Annotated in this window: 18 protein-coding genes and 1 riboswitch; of the genes, 12 read left to right on the forward strand and 6 right to left on the reverse strand. The window is 37.6% G+C overall.

Features of this window, described 5'->3' with window-relative positions:
- Window positions 1–29 precede the first annotated feature (29 nt).
- On the reverse strand, window positions 30–1,757 hold the full coding sequence (locus BAMA_RS12240) for an SgrR family transcriptional regulator (RefSeq protein WP_034639397.1): 1,728 nt from the start codon (window positions 1,755–1,757) through the stop codon (window positions 30–32).
- 107 nt (window positions 1,758–1,864) lie between these two features.
- On the opposite strand from BAMA_RS12240, the gene BAMA_RS12245 reads away from it, so the two are divergent.
- Window positions 1,865–3,124, forward strand: a complete 1,260-nt coding sequence (locus BAMA_RS12245; protein ID WP_034639399.1) for an MDR family MFS transporter — start codon at window positions 1,865–1,867, stop codon at window positions 3,122–3,124.
- Between the two features lie 12 nt (window positions 3,125–3,136).
- Window positions 3,137–3,568 (forward strand): NUDIX hydrolase, encoded by a 432-nt coding sequence (locus tag BAMA_RS12250; protein ID WP_034639400.1) that lies wholly within the window; start codon window positions 3,137–3,139, stop codon window positions 3,566–3,568.
- A gap of 146 nt (window positions 3,569–3,714) precedes the next feature.
- On the opposite strand, the gene BAMA_RS12255 is transcribed toward BAMA_RS12250, so the two are convergent.
- Complete coding sequence (locus BAMA_RS12255) at window positions 3,715–5,142, reverse strand: amino acid permease (protein WP_034639402.1); 1,428 nt, start codon at window positions 5,140–5,142, stop codon at window positions 3,715–3,717.
- A 132-nt stretch (window positions 5,143–5,274) separates the two neighbouring features.
- Window positions 5,275–5,456: riboswitch (Lysine riboswitch) on the reverse strand.
- Window positions 5,457–5,561: 105 nt separating this feature from the next.
- Window positions 5,562–6,122, reverse strand: a complete 561-nt coding sequence (locus tag BAMA_RS12260; protein WP_034639405.1) for a DUF6434 domain-containing protein — start codon at window positions 6,120–6,122, stop codon at window positions 5,562–5,564.
- Window positions 6,123–6,283: 161 nt separating this feature from the next.
- On the opposite strand from BAMA_RS12260, the gene BAMA_RS12265 reads away from it, so the two are divergent.
- The gene (locus tag BAMA_RS12265) at window positions 6,284–6,808 is read left to right on the forward strand and encodes a P-loop NTPase family protein (protein WP_034639408.1); all 525 of its coding nucleotides are present in this window, start codon (window positions 6,284–6,286) and stop codon (window positions 6,806–6,808) included.
- Window positions 6,809–6,841: 33 nt separating this feature from the next.
- On the opposite strand, the gene BAMA_RS12270 is transcribed toward BAMA_RS12265, so the two are convergent.
- A complete protein-coding gene (locus BAMA_RS12270) occupies window positions 6,842–8,281 on the reverse strand; it encodes an NADP-dependent glyceraldehyde-3-phosphate dehydrogenase (RefSeq protein WP_034639411.1) in 1,440 nt (479 codons plus the stop codon).
- A 643-nt stretch (window positions 8,282–8,924) separates the two neighbouring features.
- Between BAMA_RS12270 and BAMA_RS12275 the strand changes: the two genes are divergently transcribed.
- The 5 genes from BAMA_RS12275 to BAMA_RS12295 all read left to right on the forward strand — a co-directional run bounded on the left by BAMA_RS12275 (window position 8,925) and on the right by BAMA_RS12295 (window position 15,170).
- Window positions 8,925–10,679, forward strand: a complete 1,755-nt coding sequence (locus BAMA_RS12275; protein WP_034639412.1) for an ABC transporter ATP-binding protein — start codon at window positions 8,925–8,927, stop codon at window positions 10,677–10,679.
- Window positions 10,676–12,676, forward strand: a complete 2,001-nt coding sequence (locus BAMA_RS12280) for an ABC transporter ATP-binding protein (protein WP_034639414.1) — start codon at window positions 10,676–10,678, stop codon at window positions 12,674–12,676. The genes BAMA_RS12275 and BAMA_RS12280 overlap by 4 nt, the downstream gene beginning before the upstream one ends.
- 242 nt (window positions 12,677–12,918) lie before the next feature.
- Window positions 12,919–13,719 carry an amino acid ABC transporter substrate-binding protein gene (locus tag BAMA_RS12285; protein ID WP_034639416.1) on the forward strand — a complete coding sequence of 267 codons (801 nt, stop codon included), beginning with the start codon at window positions 12,919–12,921 and terminating at the stop codon, window positions 13,717–13,719.
- The gene (locus tag BAMA_RS12290; RefSeq protein WP_034639419.1) at window positions 13,706–14,407 is read left to right on the forward strand and encodes an amino acid ABC transporter permease; all 702 of its coding nucleotides are present in this window, start codon (window positions 13,706–13,708) and stop codon (window positions 14,405–14,407) included. The genes BAMA_RS12285 and BAMA_RS12290 overlap by 14 nt, the downstream gene beginning before the upstream one ends.
- 28 nt (window positions 14,408–14,435) lie before the next feature.
- Entirely contained in the window at window positions 14,436–15,170 is a 735-nt protein-coding gene (locus BAMA_RS12295) for an amino acid ABC transporter ATP-binding protein (protein ID WP_034639424.1), read from the forward strand.
- 44 nt (window positions 15,171–15,214) lie between these two features.
- Here BAMA_RS12295 and sasP read toward each other — a convergent pair whose 3' ends face one another.
- A complete protein-coding gene (sasP, locus tag BAMA_RS12300; RefSeq protein WP_034639430.1) occupies window positions 15,215–15,418 on the reverse strand; it encodes a small acid-soluble spore protein, SasP family in 204 nt (67 codons plus the stop codon).
- Between the two features lie 264 nt (window positions 15,419–15,682).
- Between sasP and BAMA_RS12305 the strand changes: the two genes are divergently transcribed.
- Window positions 15,683–15,928 carry a hypothetical protein gene (locus BAMA_RS12305; protein ID WP_034639432.1) on the forward strand — a complete coding sequence of 82 codons (246 nt, stop codon included), beginning with the start codon at window positions 15,683–15,685 and terminating at the stop codon, window positions 15,926–15,928.
- 190 nt (window positions 15,929–16,118) lie between these two features.
- Here the strand turns inward: BAMA_RS12305 and BAMA_RS12310 are convergent, their stop codons facing one another.
- Window positions 16,119–17,474, reverse strand: a complete 1,356-nt coding sequence (locus tag BAMA_RS12310) for a YheC/YheD family endospore coat-associated protein (RefSeq protein ID WP_034639434.1) — start codon at window positions 17,472–17,474, stop codon at window positions 16,119–16,121.
- Between the two features lie 189 nt (window positions 17,475–17,663).
- On the opposite strand from BAMA_RS12310, the gene BAMA_RS12315 reads away from it, so the two are divergent.
- The 3 genes from BAMA_RS12315 to BAMA_RS12325 all read left to right on the forward strand — a co-directional run bounded on the left by BAMA_RS12315 (window position 17,664) and on the right by BAMA_RS12325 (window position 20,414).
- A complete protein-coding gene (locus BAMA_RS12315) occupies window positions 17,664–18,809 on the forward strand; it encodes a DUF445 domain-containing protein (RefSeq protein ID WP_034639436.1) in 1,146 nt (381 codons plus the stop codon).
- Window positions 18,810–19,072: 263 nt separating this feature from the next.
- Window positions 19,073–19,429 (forward strand): YlbF/YmcA family competence regulator, encoded by a 357-nt coding sequence (locus tag BAMA_RS12320; protein WP_034639440.1) that lies wholly within the window; start codon window positions 19,073–19,075, stop codon window positions 19,427–19,429.
- A gap of 127 nt (window positions 19,430–19,556) precedes the next feature.
- Entirely contained in the window at window positions 19,557–20,414 is an 858-nt protein-coding gene (locus BAMA_RS12325; protein WP_034639442.1) for a Cof-type HAD-IIB family hydrolase, read from the forward strand.
- Window positions 20,415–20,450: the final 36 nt, after the last annotated feature.

Here is a 20,450-nt window from a genome sequence, read left to right on the forward strand (position 1 = left end):
GAAACTTCGAATTGTGAGGCAGTTGCTTACTAAGGCCGAATCCAAAGCTTCGCAAAATCAGTCCAACCAAACGAATCAATCGTCACATTTTGCAAAGAGACTGGATAGCTTTTCTTCTTTTGTAGATGATGAAGGAAGTGAATGACGTGCTCTTTTTGTAAATATTCCTCTATTTCATACATGATATCGTAGCGTGTTTCTTTGTTTGGCTCTGTTAAGAACGTTTGTAGCATATCATACACTTTCGCTTTATAATCATCACTCATAAATCGTTCAATGAAGCACGTTTTATTTTGAAATACATTTAAAAAAGCCATTTCGATATTACTATCAAAAATTTCCCCCATTAAGATCATATCAGCTTGCTTTTCAATAGAATCATCGAGGTAATCAGTAACCGGAAAAGGGTGTAACTCTATTTTTATTCCTAATTGTTCACACTTGTTTTGCATCCATAATGCATCTTCGTGACCTGTTTTAAATTCAAAGAAGTAAATGTGAATTGTTTCACCATTATAACAACTTTTTTGTAAATGTTCTTTTGCTTTATATAAAGAGCGCTCTTCGTATTTCGTGCGGCTTCTATTTGGAAAGAAGCTATATGAAGGAATGGTTCGCATGCCACCAAGTTCGTCAATATATGCTTTTGCATCTAAAATCTCTCTCCATGCTTTTCGGAAAAATATATCATGATGTGGTCCATCCTTGTTGAAGTTAAAGGCCGCATATATACAGCCGACTTCTTCAATTTGTACTTCTCTTTCTTCTTCGTCAGTGATATTTGGGACTTCATAATGTGCTCCTGCTTTTACCGCATCTGGTACAAACCAAAATTGAATTTCATCTAATAAGGCTCTTTCTTTAAAATAGTCTGGAAAAGCTTCTAATGTTAAATTGTCTTCATTAAAAGTTTTGATTTTAAATGGACCCGTTCCAATATAACGGTAATCTTCCACAGTGACATCGTGCGGTAAAACCGAAAGTTGCACAGAGCTTACGAAATGAAGGAAAAATAAATTTGGTTTTCGTAAGTGAAACGTCACTTGTAATGGTGATGGCATTTCAATATGAGTAATATGATCTGTTAACCAACGATAAGGTGAATTTACTTGTTGCAATCGCTCAAAAGAGAAAACAACATCCTTTGAAGATAACATAGTTCCGTGATGAAAACGGACACCTTTTCGTAAATAAAATGTCCATCTCGTTTGATCTTCGCTTACTTCCCAGCTATGTGCTAAATGCGGTTCGATTGTATCTGTTTCTTCATTATAAATCACTAACGTATCGACAATTTGGCTGATGAGGTGACTCTCTGTTGCAATGCCAACAAACGCTGGATCTAAGGGAAGTAATTTTCTTCCTCTTGGTATTTTTAGTACGTCATACATCTCATTTGTCGTGCCATAGCCAAAATGCTGATGTAGCATGTCTTCTATTTTATGGTGGAGCGCAGCTGGAAGGGGTTCTTTTAATAAGACAAATACATCTTGTAGTTTATCGTTTTCTAGTAGCTTTTTTGCATAGTCTTCTATGCAACTTGAAAAGTTGTGAAGAAAAGTAATTTCTGTTTTATTTCCACGGCCCCTTCCTGGTATCCATGCAATTAATTGTTCATTGCTCATTTTTCGGAGTAAGAGCTTAACGTTTTTTGTACTGCAAAATAAAACGTCAGCAAGTTCTTGTAAGCTTTTTTGAATGTGTTGCTCGTCTTGGAAAGAAAGTCTTAGCCGAATATAGTGCTCCATAATTTTCATCGTGTTCTCACTCCTTATATTGTAAAAGGGGAAACTATTCAAAATATTTTAACCTTTTTCTTCCTTTTTTTCAAAGTAAAATGGATAGACATAAGGGGGAGAGAACAATGGGATTTTGGGAAATGCATCGAAATATAAAGATTAGGATTATCACTTCATTTTTAACACGTACAGTTGGAACGATGATTTTTCCGTTTATGGCCATTTATTTTTCAGTGAAATTAGGAAGTATGCTTGCGGGTATTCTTCTACTCATAAACGTAATGGCGTCGCTTATTATCGGATTATACGGCGGTTATATTGCCGACAGATTAGGACGTAAAAAAGTAATGGTGGCAGGACAAGTTGTTCAAGTTGTTGCGATTGCTTGTATGGGAGTTGCAAACTCAGAGTATATTGATTCACCGTGGCTTACGTTTTTCTTTATGCTTATCCATAGCCTTGGCGCGGGAATCATGAACCCAGCGACAGAAGCAATGTTAATCGATGTGAGCACACCGGAAAATAGAAAGATGATGTACAGCATTAACTACTGGGCTATTAACTTATCGATTGCGATTGGAGCGATCTTTGGTGGATTATTATTTGAAGAATATCGCTTTCAGCTATTTATGTTATTAACAGTGATATCGATTTTAACGCTCTATTTAATTACTGCATATATGGAAGAAGTGTATGTTGCGAAGAAGCAACTAGAAAAGAAAAATGTACTAAGGGAAATGGCGGACAATTATAAAGTTGTTATGAAAGATAAAGCGTTTATTATTTTTTGTATCGCTAGTGTATGTACACTATCACTTGAGTTTCAGCTTAGCAATTATATTGGTGTTCGTTTGCAAAAAGAATTTGAAACGATTCAATTTGCATTTTCAAACGGATGGACATTTGATCTAACAGGCATTCGAATGATGAGCTGGATTTCCACGGAGAACACAGTATTAATTGTGTTATGTTCCGCTCTTATGGTAAAGCTGCTGAGCCGCTTTGATGATCAAAAAGTGTTTTATAAAGGGTTATTCATCTACACAATCGGTTATACGATACTTGGTTTTAGCAATACGTTATGGATTTTACTATTAGCAGGACTATTTCAAACAATTGGAGAAATGATGTACGTTCCAGTTCGTCAATCAATTATGGCAGACATGGTGCGAGATGATGCAAGAAGTTCTTATATGGCAATTAACAGTATGGTGTTTCAATTGGCTAAAATGCTTGGCGCACTAGGTATTATGGTTGGATCATTTATTCCTTCACTAGGAATGGGTGCATTGTACTTTTTCATTGGAGTGAGTAGTATTTTCTTATTTAAAAAGGCAATCAGTATGTCTGCTCGTTTGAAGGAGAAGGTAGAGCAGGCGGGATAAAGGAGAAATGATATGATATCAAAAGAACAGAGTGTCTTTTCACCACCAAAACACATTCTTTCCGCATCAACAATCACGCTGAATGAAAAGGGAGAAATCTTATTGCTAAAAGGTCCAAAACGAGGCTGGGAAATGCCAGGTGGACAAGTGGAAGAAGGAGAATCATTAAGAGAAGCTGCGATAAGAGAAACGAAAGAAGAAACGGGCATTGATATTGAAATCATTAAGTTTTGCGGTGTATTTCAAAATGTAAAAAGCTCGATTTGTAATACGCTGTTTCTAGGAAAAGTAACGGGTGGGAAATTAACAACGTCTCCGGAAAGTTTGGAAGTTGGGTTCTTTCCAGTTGAGGTAGCATTGCAAATGGTAACGTGGAAAAATTTCAAAGAGAGAATCTTGTATTGTCTAGATGAAGAAAAGCAGCCGTTTTATGTGGAGTTTTAACGGATGTAAATAGCAGTTTGATGGGATTCAGCGATATTGAATTTAATTCAGCGGTTTACATGTTGGATTCAGCGATTCATCTTAAATGAAACGAGAAAAGCCCCCGAAGCAATTCGCTCCGGGGGCTTTCATAACTAAGAACACATTTACGCAATTTTCTCGGCTTTATTTTTTTCTTCTGTGCGCTTTTTATCAAGACGCATAAGTGGGTAGAAGGCAAAGCCTACTACAAACAATCCGATTCCAAGGAAGAATGTTTTTAAATCAGCAGCACCTGTTTTAATTACCCATAATGCATACACAAGGGCAACGACAGCGATGATACCGTCCATGATGCGAGCGCCTTTTTCGTTTTCGTATGTTTCACCAGTTGTCACGAGTTTTAACTGGAATATTGGGGAAACGAGGTACGGAATTAAGTACGCAAGCGTTGATACTGTAATAACAAACGTGTATGCTTCAGCAATTGTTCCTGATAATGTTGAGAATAGGAATACTTGTGACATAATGTTTGTTAAGCGCAGTGAGTAAATTGGACTGCCTTTTTTATTTGTTTTTGTGAAGAAGGAAGGGAAGAATCCTTCTTTTGCAGCTTGGTACGGTACTTCAGAGCTTAATAAAATCCAGCCAAGAATCGAACCGAATAAAGATGTTAACGCAAGCAGTGCCATCAGTTTACCACCGCTGCTTCCCATTACTGCTTCTAATGCATCCGCTAGTGGACGATCAGATGCTTGTAATACATCTAGGTGAAGAACACCCATCGTTAAAATAGTAATACCTAAATAAATAGCTACTGTTAGTAAAAGTCCTGTAATTGTTGCGCGTTTTACGATTTTTGGAGAAACAGCACGGTTTGATAATAACACCGCTGATTCAATTCCTATAAACGCCCATAATGTTGTTAGGGCAGCTAAGTTTATTTGTGATAATAGCCCATGTGATGTACCGTTTGCATCAATAATTGGTGTATACCATTGTCCAAGTTTTGAAGCTTGGAATGCAAATAGTGCAACAACGATAAAGAGAAGAAATCCTGTTACTTTTGCGATTGTTGCGAAGAAGTTTAATCTTCCAGCACCACTCACACCGTTCGCTAAAATAAGATGTGTACTCCATAGTAAGAAAGTACAAATAGAGAATGTAACAAGCTTTCCAAGTTCAACGTCAAATCCTCCAATGGAGAAGAGAAGACGTGTATCTTTCATAATTGGGAAAAAGATTGATAAATATCCAGCAAATGATGTAATAATTGCGACGTTACTTGCCCAGTTTGCAACCCAGTAACCCCAAACCATGCTAAAACCAGCCATTGTTTTCTTTTTCTCAGATGAAAACAATGCGTATGCATGACTTTGTGGCCCAGTTGTTAAATCAGGGCGACGAATTGCTAAATTACCGAAAACTAAAGCTAACATTAATACACCAAAGCCTGTTGTTAACCAAGCTAGTGTTACACCAAGTGGACTTGCTGTTTGAGCGAGTGTACTTGGTACCATGAAAATACCAGCGCCGACCATGTTGCCGACGACAAACGCTGTTAGGACCCAAAAGCCCCATTTTTTCTGTTGCATAGAAAATACCTCCAAAGTTAGTATAACCAAGCGAAGCAAGGAGATATGTATGTCTTAAGTTCCGTATAAAACAAAAAAAGCACGTAACGATGTTCACGCGCTTCTCAATCTCATAAGAAACCCACGGACATATCTCTTGATAGCTCTCCACAAGTATTGCTACTTGTGACAGTTCTGCACTTATTCAGTACAGACCCAGCAAGACAATGCAGTGGGCATGTCTCACTTCGGCAACCATTCCTTTCTCGTTCATTCATCAATGCCACAACATCTCCTGAACGATACTATTAATGGATGCAACCTCTACCTCATCGAGATACGAATGAGGATTTGAAATATAAAGTTAATATAGGTAAGGGTAACAAATGAATTTTTATTCGTCAATGGAAATATATGAATTTCGATAATTTCGAAAGTGATTATTCTCTTACGTACTTATTACTGCCCGGTTGTGCTTTCGTTTCATTCCAACACGAAATGGCGTCTTCACGGCTCTTTCCTTTGTTGTGTGGATCGCTGAAAAAATCACGAATGAACTGGTTATATTCAAACTGCGGGGCAAGTTCTTTTTTATACTTTGGATCTTTCTTTCGTTTTTCTTCTTCATGCCAAGCCTCTATAACATCACGATATGTTTTTCCGACATTGTCTTTGAAGTAGTTTTGAATATAAGTAGAAAAATGAAATTTTGGAATGACTGTTTTGAAAAAGGCGCGTACTTCTTGAGTGCAGCGGTGATTTTCGGTAATGACAGTATCGAGAGTAAGTTTTTCTGTCTTCTTTACAGCTATTTTTCGCGTGCGAGTTGGCTTTTGAATTTCTCCAGTTGTGAGAAAGACTTCAATGCGCGCCGTAATTTCTAATTTTGAACCTGAGGCACTTAATCCATTTTCGCGGCAAAAGGTTTGTAGTTCTTCTTTTAGCCAGTAGTATTCTTTAAAGTCATTCAAGTTAATTTTTTTTGTTAAAGTAGGTCTCATTTTGTGCACCTCCATATATTGTTAATTTTTATTATAGAACAAATGTTCTTTTGTATCAATTAAACTTTATAATAGAATATAAATAATTTGGTAACGGATTCGTACTCTGGTATATAATTATCATACTGAAAATTCTGTTATTTTAAATGCGGGGGGAAATGATGCAACTTTCTACTGTGAATAAAGTCCATATTATTGGAGCTGTTGGAAGTGGAAAAACGACTTTAGCAAAAAAGTTATGTGAAAGAAAAAATATCCCTCATATTGAGTTAGATAATGTCGTGTGGATCAGGTCAGAAGCAGGAGATATAAGGCGAATAGAGGCTGAGAGGGATGATTATTTACAAAGCCTTATGATGAAAGAAAGTTGGGTTATTGAAGGTGCCCATTATCAATCGTGGGTTACTCCCGCATTAGAGAAAGCAGACGTTATTATTTTTTTAGACCCTTCGTATTCCGTTCGGTTATATAGAGTGATCAAAAGATGGATTTTCCAATGTTTCAAAATAGAAAAGTCGCATTATAAACCATCCTTTTCTATGCTAGTAAGCATGATACGGTGGACACATTTACATGAAAAGAAAAATCGGAAAGTCATTACAGAGCTCGTGCAAAAATATGAAAGGAAAGCAATCATTATTACAAATGAAGAGGAGCTAGAGGAACATAAAAAAAGCAGACTCTAAAAGACAAAGTCCTTTAGAATCTGCTTCTTCAAATTACATTAAGTTTAATACTGTTACTTTTTCACGCGTCATGGACTCAAGGCTACGACGAATACCTTGTGCACCCATACCAGAACCTTTCACACCGATGAACGGGAAGTGGTCTGGGCCGCGTTCTGTACGTCCGTTAATTTGGACAGAACCTGTGTCAATTTTGTTTGCGATTGCAAATGCTTTATTGATATCTTTTGTGAACACACTTGCTTGTAAACCAAACTCTGATTTATTCGCAATTTCAATTGCTTCTTCGTCAGAAGAGACGCGGATGACTGGAAGAATTGGACCAAATGGTTCTTCCCAAGCAACTTTCATTTCTTCTGTTACATGGTCAATCAGCGTTGGGTAAATTAAGTTGCGTTCGCGTTTGTTACCGATAACAGCTGTTGCGCCTTTTTCTACTGCATCGTCTACTAATCCTTGAACGAAGTCAGCAGAGCTATCGTCAATTAACGGTACGATTGTGCTGTTGTCTTCAGGAGAGCCAACAGATAATTTTGCGATTTCATCTTTTAGTAAACCAACAAGCTCGTCCGCTACATTTTCATGGACAAGAACGCGTTTAATTGCTGTGCAGCGCTGACCAGAGTATGAGAACGCACCGCTAATAATGTGCTTCGCAGCTTCTTGTAAGTCTGCATCTTCGCGAACGATACCAGGGTCTTTACCGCCAAGCTCTAGTACAAGTGGGATCATTGTCGCTTTTTTCGCTAAATGTGTACCTGTATTTGTACCACCTGTGAACGATACCATATTGATGCCAGCATGCTCAACTAAGTAGTCACCGATAACAGAACCGCGTCCTGTTGCTACGTTAACAAGTCCTTTTGGAAGACCTGCTTTATGAAGTGCTTCTACCATTTTAATACCGCTAATTGCTCCTTGTGTTGCTGGTTTAAAGATAACGGCATTTCCCATAATAAGTGCTGGTGCAAGTTTTGCTGCCGCTAAGTTTACAGGATAGTTAAATGGTGCAATTGCTAGTACAACGCCAAGCGGAGCGCGTTGAATAATTGCAAGCTTTGATTTCGAACCGCCAGGGAAGCTGTCGCCCATCATGCTTTCGCCATGCATATGAAGCGCTTCGTCAACTGTGTAACGAATTAAGTCTGCAGTACGCACAACTTCTTTTTGCGCATCTTTGTAGCCTTTTCCAACTTCTTTCATGATGATGTCAGCAATTTCATCTTGCATATTTACAAGCTCATCAGCCCATTTATATAAATATTTCGCACGATCTTGAAGAGAAGCTTCAGCCCAATCTTTTTGTGCTAATTGTGCAGATTGAATTGCTTCATCTACTTCACCTTGTGTAATTGCTTGTATTTCTCCAATTGTTTCATGTAAATAAGGAGAAGAAATTTCAATTGTTTGTCCAGATGAACTTTCTTTCCATTCTCCGTTTATATAAAATTTATACGTAGTACTTGTTGTCATAATAAATCCTCCTAGTTACAACGATGTAAGAGTGAGTATATGGTGATTGTAGGGGGTTTCAAATTTTTTTTCAAATGAAATGTTTATGAAAACGATTTCTTAAATATTTTTCACATAAAATTTATCTCATATGGCTAAAAATGTATGGGATTTGTGTTAGAAACTTTTCAATATCATATTCATTTTTTGTGTTACTTGCCCGTTTTATACAAGTAAGAAAAAAACAATTGACAGAAAAGTAAGTAAAGTTATAAAATTAAAAATGGAAAAAATAACAAAGGAGGTTAGTGTGATGATTGTAATGGTTAACATGGTTGAATTTGTCCTAGTTCGTAACGAAAACAAACATATATCATCACGCAACCTATACGAGAACTGAGTTTTCTTTTTGTTGAAAGAAAAAGCAGACGTTGCGTGTGTCGTGGCGTCTGCTTTTATGCGTTTTTCGCATATCGTCAAAGCGACGGTATGCGTTTTTTTGTCTTTTTGGTTGTTTCCATGTGTTACATGGTAGCGATATAGAAAGAAAAGCAGAGGAGGAAAGAATATGAAAAAGTATAAAAGAATCGAATTACAAGCAGAGGGCTTTGATAGTGGATAATAAGCGAATGTCCCCATTTATGTAACGAAGGGAGAGATGAAATTGTTTTCTGTATTACAGAAATTAGTATGGTTTTTTAAAGAACATTGGAAAAGGTACAGTATAGCAATTGGTTGTTTATTAATTGTGAATATCATTGAAATTATTCCGCCAAAAGTTATCGGACTCGCAATTGATGATATAAAGGCGGGAGAGTTAACGAATGGAGGAATTATTGATTATATATGGATCTTACTTGGCGTAACGGTGGTTGGTTATGTACTCACATATATATGGCAATATCAGTTATTTGGTGGTGCGTTCGTACTAGAAAAAACGATGCGTACGAAATTTATGGGACATTTATTAAAAATGACGCCAACCTTTTATCACCGGAACAGAACAGGCGATTTAATGGCAAGGGCGACAAATGACTTAAAAGCGATTTCGATGACAGCTGGTTTTGGTATTTTAACACTCGTTGATTCTAGCTTATATATGCTTACCATCGTCTTGATGATGGGATTTTCAATTAGCTGGAAGTTAACGTTTGCAGCATTGCTGCCACTGCCAATTATGGCGTATGCGATGAGTATTTACGGTAAGAGGTTACATGAACGCTTTACGACAGCACAAGATGCATTTGGTGATATGAATGATAAAGTACTTGAATCGGTAAGTGGTGTGCGAGTGATTCGAGCTTATGTGCAGGAAAAGGCGGATGAGCAGCGCTTTAATACGCTTGCAACAGATGTGTATATGAAAAACATGAAAGTTGCCACGATTGATGCGCTGTTTCAACCAACAGTGAAAATGCTTGTTGGTCTTAGTTATTTAATTGGCCTTGTATACGGGGCATTTCTTGTTTTTAAAAATACGGTCACGCTTGGGGAACTTGTTTCGTTTAACGTTTACCTCGGTATGATGATTTGGCCGATGTTTGCGATTGGAGAACTCATTAACGTGATGCAGCGCGGAAACGCGTCGCTTGATCGTGTGAATGAAACGTTAGCATATGAACCAGATGTAAAAGATGCAAGAAAACCAAGACGGGTAGATGATCTTGATTATATTGATTTCGACGATGTGTCGTTCTCGTATCCATCTTCTTCGGAGCCAAATTTAAAGGACGTATCGTTTTCATTACAGCGCGGCGAAACACTTGGAATCGTTGGGAAGACAGGAAGCGGGAAGACGACGCTTGTTCGTCAGCTGCTTCGTCAATACCCAGTTGGATCGGGAGAAATTACAATCTCCAATGTACCGATTCAAAATCTTCCTGTTGATAAAATATTAAGCTGGATTGGTTATGTACCACAGGAGCATATTTTATTTTCAAAAACAGCGAAGGAAAATATTTTGTTCGGTAACCGAGAGGCAACGGAAGAAGAATTGGAAAAGGCAATTGAAATTGCTGCATTCAAACATGATTTAGAGTTTTTATCAGATGGATTAGAAACACTTGTTGGAGAAAAAGGTGTGTCGTTATCTGGTGGACAAAAGCAAAGGATTTCGATTGCTCGTGCAGTTATTCAAAATCCAGAAGTGCTCATACTAGATGATTCGTTATCAGCTGTTGATGCTCGTACAGAAGCTGCAATTATTGAAAGTATTAAAGAGGAACGAAGCGATAAGACGACAATTATTACCGCGCATCGTTTGTCAGCGGTTGAACATGCAGATTGGATTCTTGTGATGGATGAAGGAGAGGTTATCGAAGCAGGTACACATGAAATGCTTCTTGAAAAAGAAGGCTGGTATAAAGAACAATTTGAAAGACAACAAGGAGGAAAAACAGAAGGTGAGGTGAAAATATGAGCGTTGGAAAACGATTGTTTCAATATGCGATGAAGGTGAAGAAGACCATCATCGCAGCGCTTATTATGTTATTAATTTTCGTTGCGGCTGAGCTTGCTGGTCCGTTTGTTGCAAAACAGATGATTGATGAGCACATCGTTGGTATTGAAAAGCCGTGGCATGAAACGGTAAAAGGTGAGGACGCTGTTTTATATAATGGAAAATGGTATAAACGTACAGATCGTTTTCAAGAAGGAGAAATGAAAGGAAAAGAAGTGCGCGTCCTGCAAATTGGATTTCAATATTACTTTATCCCAAGTAAAGTAATTGCGGGAGGAGAGCAATCCGTTAAAGGAAATGTGATAACGGTGAGAAATGGGGAAGCAACGCAAGTATATAAAGCGACAAAATTAACGAAAGAAGAGGTTTTTTCGTTTTATGAACCGGAAGTAAAACGGCTCTTGTGGCTTGGTGGTGGTTATTTTGCACTACTCATTATCGTTTCCATTTTCTCATATGGAAAGCAGTTTTATTTGCAGAAGTCGGCGAATAAAATTATTCAAATTATGCGTGAAGAAGTGTTTGCCCATATTCAAACATTACCCGTGCACTACTTTGATCATTTACCAGCAGGTAAGGTCGTTTCGCGTGTAACAAATGATACGGAGGCAATTCGAGAGTTTTATGTAACGGTGCTTTCGACGTTTGTTGCGAGTTTTATCTATATTATTGGTATTTTCGTCGCATTATTTTTACTAGATATAAAGCTCGCTCTTATTTGTTTAGTTATTGTTCCAATTTTGTATGTATGGGCGCTCTTTTACCGAAAGTATGCATCGGCTTACAATCATAAAATGCGTTCCCGTTTATCGGATATTAACGGAATGGTGAATGAATCGATAAACGGGATGACAATCATTCAAGCGTTTCGTCAAGAGCGTGCGACGAAAGACGAGTTTGAAGAGTTAAACGCAGATTACTATAAATATCAAACGAAAATTTTAACGTTAAATGCGGCGACGTCACACAATTTAGTTGGCGTACTTCGCAATATTGCGTTCACGGCTGTTATTTGGTATTTTGGCGGTGCATCATTAAGCGCTACAGGAATTGTGTCGCTCGGTGTGCTATATGCGTTTATTGATTATTTGAACCGCTTATTTTCACCAATCACGCAAATGGTGAATCAACTTGCGAACTTAGAACAAGCAAGGGTTGCGAGTGAACGTGTATTTGAGTTGTTAGATGAAAAGGGAGAAGCGGTAGAGGAGGAGCATATTCCTCGTCTTCGCGGAAATATAAAGTTCGACGATGTTTCATTTTCTTATAACGGTAAAGATGAAGTGTTAAAGAATATTTCATTTGAGGCGAAACAAGGAGAAACAGTTGCACTTGTTGGTCATACTGGTTCAGGAAAGAGCTCTGTTTTAAATGTGCTATTCCAGTTTTACGAGTTTCAAAAAGGGAAAATCACCATTGACGGTTATGACATAAAAGATATTTCAAAGCAAGCGCTTCGTGAACATATGGGAATTGTATTGCAAGATCCATTCTTATTTACAGGAACGATTGCTTCTAATGTAAGTTTAGAAAAAGAAGAGATTTCAATTGAGCGCATTAAGAAGGCACTTTACGATGTTGGGGCGGAACGCTTTGCGGATAATATAGAAGAAATGGTAACAGAAAAAGGGAGTACTTTTTCATCTGGGGAAAGACAGCTCATTTCTTTTGCGCGTGCCCTTGCATTTGATCCAGCAATTTTAATTTTAGACGAAGCAACATCAAACATTGATACAGAAACAGAAGCGATGATTCAAAAGGCATTAGAAATCGTAAAAAAAGGAAGAACGACATTTATCATTGCTCATCGCCTTTCTACGATTAAAAGTGCAGATCAAATTATCGTACTAGACCGTGGTCGAATTTTTGAAAAGGGTTCACATGAAGAGTTAATGGCAAAGAAGGGCCGTTATTACAATATGTATAAAACGCAAATTGCGGGAAGTGAAAGTGCGTAGTAGTATGAAAAGCTGTTCCAAGTAGTCTCTTACTTGGAACAGCTTTTTTCTTTCCCTTTTTTTAGATAAGTGCTATATTTTAAAACGTTACTTATTTTTTGTTTATATTATGAAAATCTATTCGGTTTATTTTCATAAAATAGGAAACAATAATGTCGAACATTTTCATTGAAAAATGAGAGAACATTATCTATAATCAATATTAATCATTTAATTCCTATCAGAATACTTGGAGGGTCATTATGAAGAAGTTATTTTCTATTTTTGCAGTAGCTACACTTGCGATCGGAATTACAGCAGGTTGTGGTGGGAATAAAGAAGAAAAAGACGGAGCAAGCAAAGATGCTCTGCAAAGTATAAAAGATCGTGGTGAGATTGTAGTTGGAACAGAAGGTACATACCCACCATTTACATTCCACGACGAAAGCAACAAATTAACTGGTTTTGATGTTGAAATAGCAGAAGAAGTTGCAAAACGTATGGGTGTGAAGGTTACATTTAAAGAAACACAGTGGGATAGCTTATTTGCTGGTCTTGACGCGAAGCGTTTTGATATGATTGCGAACCAAGTTGGTATTCGTGAAGATCGTCAAAAGAAATATGATTTCTCAGATCCATATATTACGTCTTCAGCAGCACTTGTTATTCCAAAAGATAAAGAGAAGCCAGCTTCTTTTGAAGATGTAAAAGGATTAAAAGCAGCGCAATCATTAACGAGTAACTATAGCGATATGGCAAAAGAAAATGGAGCAGAAATTGTTGGTGTAGAAGGCTTTAGCCAAGCAGTAGAACTGCTGGGATCCGGCCGCGTTGATTTCACAATTAATGACCATTTATCAGTACTGAACTACTTACAAACAAAGAAAGATGCAAATATTAAAGTGGCAGCAACAGCAGAAGAGGCATCTAAAAGTGGACTTATGTTCCGTAAAGGTAGCGATTCATTAGTGAAAGAAGTAAATAAAGCGTTAGATGAAATGAAAAAAGATGGCACGTACGACAAAATTGTAGAAAAATGGTTCGGTGACAATGTATCTAAGTAGTACAATCGTTACACCAGATAGATTATCTGTTTGGATGGACATTATGCAGACTTCCTTCATGCCACTATTGAAGGAAGCTCTGCTTTCTACAATTCCATTAACGCTTATTTCATTTACGATTGGGATGATATTAGCGACACTTACAGCGTTAGCTCGTATTTCAAATAATCGTATTTTACAATGGATTGCTCGCGTCTATGTATCTATTATTCGCGGTACACCGCTACTTGTACAACTATTTATCATCTTTTATGGGTTGCCCACGCTTGAGATTAACATTGACCCGTATCCAGCAGCTGTAATTGGGTTTTCATTAAATGTAGGTGCATACGCATCGGAAATTATTCGCGCATCCATTTTATCGATTCCGAAAGGACAGTGGGAAGCAGCGTATACGATTGGGATGACATATCCTCAAGCGTTAAAACGCGTCATTTTACCACAAGCGACCCGTGTTTCGATTCCACCGCTTTCGAATACATTTATTAGTTTAGTGAAAGATACGTCACTCGCTTCATTAATTTTAGTAACGGAAATGTTCCGAAAAGCACAGGAGATTGCGGCATCGAACTATGAATTTTTAATCGTGTATTTTGAAGCCGGGCTTATTTATTGGGCGATTTGCTTCGTCTTATCTATCGGTCAAGATATGCTAGAAAAACGTACGTCACGTTATACGTTAAAATAATCCTTTTCAAAAAGGAGTTTTTATAATTATGATTTCAGTTCAAAATTTACAAAAGAGCTTCGGTGAGAATACCGTTCTGAAGCAAATTGATGCAACGGTACAAAAAGGTGAAGTTGTTGTTGTAATCGGTCCTTCTGGATCTGGTAAAACGACTTTTTTACGTTGTTTAAATGTACTTGAAACACCAAATGGTGGCACGATTCGTATTGGAGAGAAAGAGCTCGACTTTGCGAAAAAAGTAACGAAGCAAGATATTATTAATCTTCGTAAACAAACAGGAATGGTGTTTCAACATCATAACTTATTCCCGCATTTTACAGCTGTTCAAAATGTGATGGAAGGGCTTGTCACGGTAAAAAGGATGAATAAAGACGAAGCGAAGAAAAAAGCGGAGTACTTTTTAACAAAAGTTGGTTTGAGCGATAAAAAAGACCTATATCCGTTTCAGCTTTCAGGTGGACAGCAACAGCGCGTTGGAATTGCCCGTGCGCTTGCGATGGAGCCGGAAGTGATTTTATTTGATGAACCAACTTCAGCGCTAGATCCGGAACTTGTGCAAGAAGTATTAGGTGTTATGAAAGAACTTGCAAAAGAGGGCATGACGATGGTTATCGTTACACACGAAATGCGCTTTGCACATCAAATTGCGGATCGCGTCATCTTTATGGATGGAGGCGTAATTGTCGAACAAGGTACGCCAGATGAAGTTCTTACAAATCCAACAGAAGAGCGAACGAAGCGATTTTTACAAATGTTTCATTAAGAAAGGTCTCAAGCGATGCTTGAGACCTTTTTGCCATATATTATTTATTTTTGGAATCCGCCAAGGCTTTGCTCAGCCATTGCTACTAAACGTTTTGTAATTTCTCCACCTACAGAGCCGTTAGCACGAGATGTAGAATCAGCACCTAATTGTACGCCGAATTCTTGAGCGATTTCATACTTCATTTGATCGATTGCAGCTGTTGCGCCAGGTACTACTAATTGATTGTAAGAACTTTGGTTTGCCATAGGAATATATCCTCCTTATAGGTTAGAAAATTTTTTGGTTGGATTAGCTGGATTTGAACCAGATTATCGCCCCGTTTGGCGCTAATCCATCGGTTAAGGTGAATGTACTTATAGTATGGTTGATGGTGAAAAAGATATACGAAAATAGGATTTTGTAATTTATGTAAAAAAATCTTGAATTTGTATTTTGCTGTTTACATAGTAATGTTTTCGTTTCACATACTATATGTGAAAACGACTGAAATCGATTTGGGGGGAGTATATATGGCTATATGTCCATTTTGTAATGGATTGCAACAGGAACAACATACATGTGCAAACTGCATGAATACACTGCAAGACTACGGAAAAGTTGTTGATTATATTGATGATTATAGTGCTTATATGGATCAAGAGTTGTTAACAGCTGTTGATGGACTTACCGTGAATAACTCACAGCGGTATTGTATGCATGTCATGTACTGCGGGGCGTGCGGGCAGCAAACAGAAGTAGCGATTGCTCTTATATAAAAAATCCGTCTCGATTATGTGAGACGGATTTTTCTAGTTTCATTTTATCCTGCTATTTGCGGGCTGTAAGACTCTACCTCAAAACTTGAGAGAAGCGAAGAAGGTTAGGTGGGAGACAAACAGCCCGTAAATGCCCGATTGGTCGGGCTAACAATCAGTGGGGATGGAGAAAACCCCACTGATTGAAGTTTCACTTTATCGGGCTTGAAAAGCGTTCTGTTAAATAAATCGCATACTCACAAAATAGTTGTTTCGTTAGCGCGTTACTGCTTTGTAATTTCTCATTTTGGAATACAGTTCTTCCTGGCTTTGAATTTGCTTCAAATAGCCAAATGTGTCCGTTTTTATCAAGGCCGAGATCAAAGCCAATTTCCCCAATGTGGCCCTGTACATGTTTATCGATGAGCCCACTAATATATAATGCTGCATTTGCTAACATATTTGTTACCCGTCTACATATTTGTTCGTCTTCAAAGATTTCATGAAGTAATTTAATTTCGCCACCACTTCTTACATGCGTTGTAACGCTTCCTTTTCCACCTAGTTTCGCGACCATCGTACTTACTGTCCAAACTCCTGCCCGGTTTTTATTTGTATGAATTCGAAAATCGACAGCTTGATCGTTAATACGAAGTAAAGGAATACCTTGCTGAACGAGGAATGTATTTAAATCATAACCTTGTAATAAGTGATTTATTAATACTTCTAGCGAACGATATTTTCGTAATTTATTTGTGTTTTCATCGCGATAGCGGCAATAATACATATTATCTTTACGTGAATAATGAATTTGATGAATACCGTTTCCAAAGCTTCCGTGAATAGGTTTCATATATACGTTATCATGACGGGAGAGAAATCCTTCTATTTGGTCAAAGTTTTGGAAGCGCTCTGTTTCTGGTAATAATGTTGCAGCGATTTTATCTAATATAAGTACGCGGTATATGTTCCATTTGTTAAAAAAACCTGGGTTAAATAGTGGAATTGAAAATTCTGTTTGTAGCCGTTTCTTAATTTGCATAATAGGACGATAAAGTTCAGCTTTTCGGTTTGGAAGTCGATCATAAATGACATTTGGAAAAGGAACGTCAAACTGTTTCCATTCATTCTCATGATAAAAATAGCCATGTATCGTTTTTTCTTCCCAGTTAATGTGTTGCCCACCAAATAGAAAAATAAAAGGGTGAGCGTCTCCAGATGGTGCAATAAAGTCTGCGAATATAGTCGAGCGGCCTCCTATCGGATTTTCCGTTGAATCTGTAAAGCCAGCGGTGAAAATGCCGATAAGTGGACCAAGTATAATATTGTTTTCTTTTATAAAAACATGCATCTGTGCGGCGAAAGGTAAATGAAGTTCTTTAGCAAGTGATGTGCCAATACGAATGTGTGATGTTGTTGTGTAGTTGATGTTGATGTCCTTGCAGCTTACAGACTTTGTGCCAAAATAAATAGAGTGTAGTGGAACGATGTTAGAAAATATGTAAGGTAAAGAGAGAGCTGTTTCGTTTTGTTCATCAATTTCGAGTGTGAAAATGAGGTCTTTCAATGTTCGAGATCCTCCTTTTGTAACCATGTATGTGTATACTGGTATACAGTGTATTTTCAACCTGTTCATGTGGGATAAACCACTACATCTCATTATACTTTCGAAGAAGTAGTCATATGACTATGTGATTTGCTGGCTGGCCATGTAGGATATATAATAAAACATACATATACTTGGAGAAATGAAAGGTTGATACTTATGAATATATGGCTCAGTTTATTAGCAACGACAGGGCTTGGGGCGTTAATTGGAGGGGGAACGAACCATTTAGCGATTAAAATGCTCTTCCGTCCGCACCAAGCAAAATATATTGGAAAATACCGTGTTCCGTTCACACCTGGATTGATTCCGAAGCGCCGCGATGAATTAGCAGTGCAACTTGGAAAAATGGTTGTTGATCATTTATTAACACCACAAGGAATCGAAAAGAAGTTAACGGATGAAAAATTTCAGCGTGAGATTACAGAATGGGTGCAGACAGAAGTGCATAAGCTCCTAACAAAAGAAGAAAGTTTAAGAGAAGTGTTAGAGCAATTGAAGTTAGAGCACTTAGAAGAACAAACGGTAAAAAGAATTGAACATGTACTTTCAGAAAAGATAGCGTCCTTATTTGAAACGTATAGCACACAAACGTGGGAAGATGTTCTTCCGGTATCTGTACATGAAAAAATAGAAGAGCATATCCCAAATGTTTCTTCATTCTTTGTTGAAAGAGCAGTACAGTTTTTTGAAAGTGTAGAAGGAAAACAAAGACTTGCGAAAATGATTGATGAATTTTTTGCTTCCCGAGGCGCGTTATTAAATATGGTGGGGATGTTTTTAGGGAATGTAAGCTTAGTTGATCGCTTGCAACCAGAGGTTATTAAGTTTTTAAAACAAGACGGAACAAACCAGTTGCTTACAGATGTGATGCGAAAAGAGTGGGAAAAACTAAAGGTACGTAAAGTAGAGGAAATTGAAACGTTTCTTTCGAAAGAAAAAGTAGTTACTTCAATTACATCCGCTGTAAAAGTAGAAGAAACGGTAGCATCTTTCTTTAATAAATCAGTAGAAGAACTGTGTGAGCCAATCCGTGAAAACATAGTAAATCAACTCATTCCAAATGCGGTGAAAAAAGGTCTAAGCTGGATATCTAACAATGTGGAACAACTATTTAAACGCATTCAATTAGCAGATATGGTAGAAAAAGAAGTTGAGACATTTTCAACAGAACGATTAGAAGATCTCGTATTATCAATTACGAAAAGTGAATTAAAGATGATTACGTATTTAGGTGCGTTATTGGGTGGGTTAATTGGAATTGTCCAAGGGTTATTACTACTTGTTATTTCGTAAATAATGGAAAAGAAAGTGAAATTTCTTCACATCTTATGCATAGTTTGATATTGTAGGAAGAGTGTAAGAAGTATGTGTATAAGTTCACGAGAAAATCTCTTCTTTTAGGTTTGAAGAGAGGTCCCAGCCGTGTGTAGTAGCGGTTATTACCTTTTTTCGTCTTATTCCTTGTATGCGAGGTCAAGTGGATTTATATGATTAACATACTTTGTTGTAATGCAGAGAGGTACATATACTCTGTTATATTGAAGGAGGAATTTACAATGACAAAGAACATGCATGATGTAGCATATGAATTACAAAAAGCAATCGCAGAAAACCCTGAGTTCCAAGCGTTAAAAGAGAACTACGCAGCGGTACAAAGCGAGCCAGAAACGAAGCAATTATTTGAAGAGTTCCGCGCAATGCAAATGGAATTCCAACAAAAAATGATGCAAGGTGAAGCGTTAGCGGAGGAAGACAACGTAAGAGCACAAAGCATGCTAGAGAAAATTCAACAAAACGAAAAGATCACAGCGTTAATGCAAGGTGAGCAACGTTTAAATCTACTAATTGGCGATTTAAACAAAATCATCATGAAGCCGCTTGAAGAGCTATACAGCACATATATGCAGTCTTAATATGGAAGACGTTCCTTTATAGAAAAAGGAGCGTCTTTTTTCGTTCTTACTCTAACTTGTTCTAAGTAGCGATGTTGTTTCATAAATTAGTGATAGAAAGACAGCAGTTAAGAGGAGGTTGTACAACATGATTACACGTTTGCTAGCTCTTAACATAGACGGTACGTTGCTTGTAGAAAATGGGAAGCTGTTAAAAGGTACACGCGAAGCCGTTGGATTTGTGAAAAGAAAAGGCGTCTATGTTACCTTGTTTACAAATAGAAATTTCCAGTCTGCTCATAAAATTGCTAAGACGCTAAAGTTAGATGCAATATTAGTGACGCATGGTGGTGCTTTCGTTTCATCTTCATTAGATAAACCGTTAATTCAAAAGAAGCTGTCAGAGGAAAATACGTATAATATTGTGCAAATATTAGAGCATTTTGAATGTAATATTCGTATTGCGCATGAACGTTTTTCGATTGGAAACCGTCAGCAAAATACACCAAATTTAATTGCCCGAACAGTGTTATCAAATGCAGATCCACTTTTTTATCCTGTTCAATTTGTTGATTCATTAGGAGATGCGCTTCGGGACCGACCTATTGCTGCACCGAAAATTGACGTAATGTTTGCAAGTAAAAGTGAAAAGGAACGAGCAGTTACAACATTACGAAAAGCATTCGAAGATATAAATATTGTAGAATGTAGCCGTGAAAAAATTGATATACTACCAGCTAACGTTTCGAAATTACGAGGATTGCAGCTATTAGGAGAGCATCTTGGAATTGATTTAAAAGAAATGGTCGCAATTGGCGATAGCTTAGAGGATGCACAAATAATTGAATATGCCGGGCTGGGCGTTGCAATGGGGAATGCTCCAGACGAGGTGAAACAAGCGGCAGACTGGGTGACACGCTCGAATATAGAGCGCGGGGTAGAATATGTGATTAAGGAACATTTCCGTAAGCAATTTCCAATTAAATATTTGAAAAATCATTTTTAAGTGAAAACCTCAAGTGTATATCTTGAGGTTTTTTTG

Origin of the sequence: Bacillus manliponensis (assembly GCF_000712595.1) — a bacterium.
GTDB classification, from domain to species: domain Bacteria; phylum Bacillota; class Bacilli; order Bacillales; family Bacillaceae_G; genus Bacillus_A; species Bacillus_A manliponensis.

Excerpts from the sequence above, each read along its gene's own strand:
- BAMA_RS12240 (WP_034639397.1), bottom strand. The coding sequence starts at position 1,757 with ATGAAAATTATGGAGCACTATATTCGGCTAAGACTTTCTTTCCAAGAC.
- BAMA_RS12245 (WP_034639399.1), top strand. The coding sequence starts at position 1,865 with ATGGGATTTTGGGAAATGCATCGAAATATAAAGATTAGGATTATCACT.
- BAMA_RS12250 (WP_034639400.1), top strand. The coding sequence starts at position 3,137 with ATGATATCAAAAGAACAGAGTGTCTTTTCACCACCAAAACACATTCTT.
- BAMA_RS12255 (WP_034639402.1), bottom strand. The coding sequence starts at position 5,142 with ATGCAACAGAAAAAATGGGGCTTTTGGGTCCTAACAGCGTTTGTCGTC.
- BAMA_RS12260 (WP_034639405.1), bottom strand. The coding sequence starts at position 6,122 with ATGAGACCTACTTTAACAAAAAAAATTAACTTGAATGACTTTAAAGAA.
- BAMA_RS12265 (WP_034639408.1), top strand. The coding sequence starts at position 6,284 with ATGCAACTTTCTACTGTGAATAAAGTCCATATTATTGGAGCTGTTGGA.
- BAMA_RS12270 (WP_034639411.1), bottom strand. The coding sequence starts at position 8,281 with ATGACAACAAGTACTACGTATAAATTTTATATAAACGGAGAATGGAAA.
- BAMA_RS12280 (WP_034639414.1), top strand. The coding sequence starts at position 10,676 with ATGAGCGTTGGAAAACGATTGTTTCAATATGCGATGAAGGTGAAGAAG.
- BAMA_RS12285 (WP_034639416.1), top strand. The coding sequence starts at position 12,919 with ATGAAGAAGTTATTTTCTATTTTTGCAGTAGCTACACTTGCGATCGGA.
- BAMA_RS12290 (WP_034639419.1), top strand. The coding sequence starts at position 13,706 with ATGTATCTAAGTAGTACAATCGTTACACCAGATAGATTATCTGTTTGG.
- BAMA_RS12295 (WP_034639424.1), top strand. The coding sequence starts at position 14,436 with ATGATTTCAGTTCAAAATTTACAAAAGAGCTTCGGTGAGAATACCGTT.
- sasP (WP_034639430.1), bottom strand. The coding sequence starts at position 15,418 with ATGGCAAACCAAAGTTCTTACAATCAATTAGTAGTACCTGGCGCAACA.
- BAMA_RS12305 (WP_034639432.1), top strand. The coding sequence starts at position 15,683 with ATGGCTATATGTCCATTTTGTAATGGATTGCAACAGGAACAACATACA.
- BAMA_RS12320 (WP_034639440.1), top strand. The coding sequence starts at position 19,073 with ATGACAAAGAACATGCATGATGTAGCATATGAATTACAAAAAGCAATC.
- BAMA_RS12325 (WP_034639442.1), top strand. The coding sequence starts at position 19,557 with ATGATTACACGTTTGCTAGCTCTTAACATAGACGGTACGTTGCTTGTA.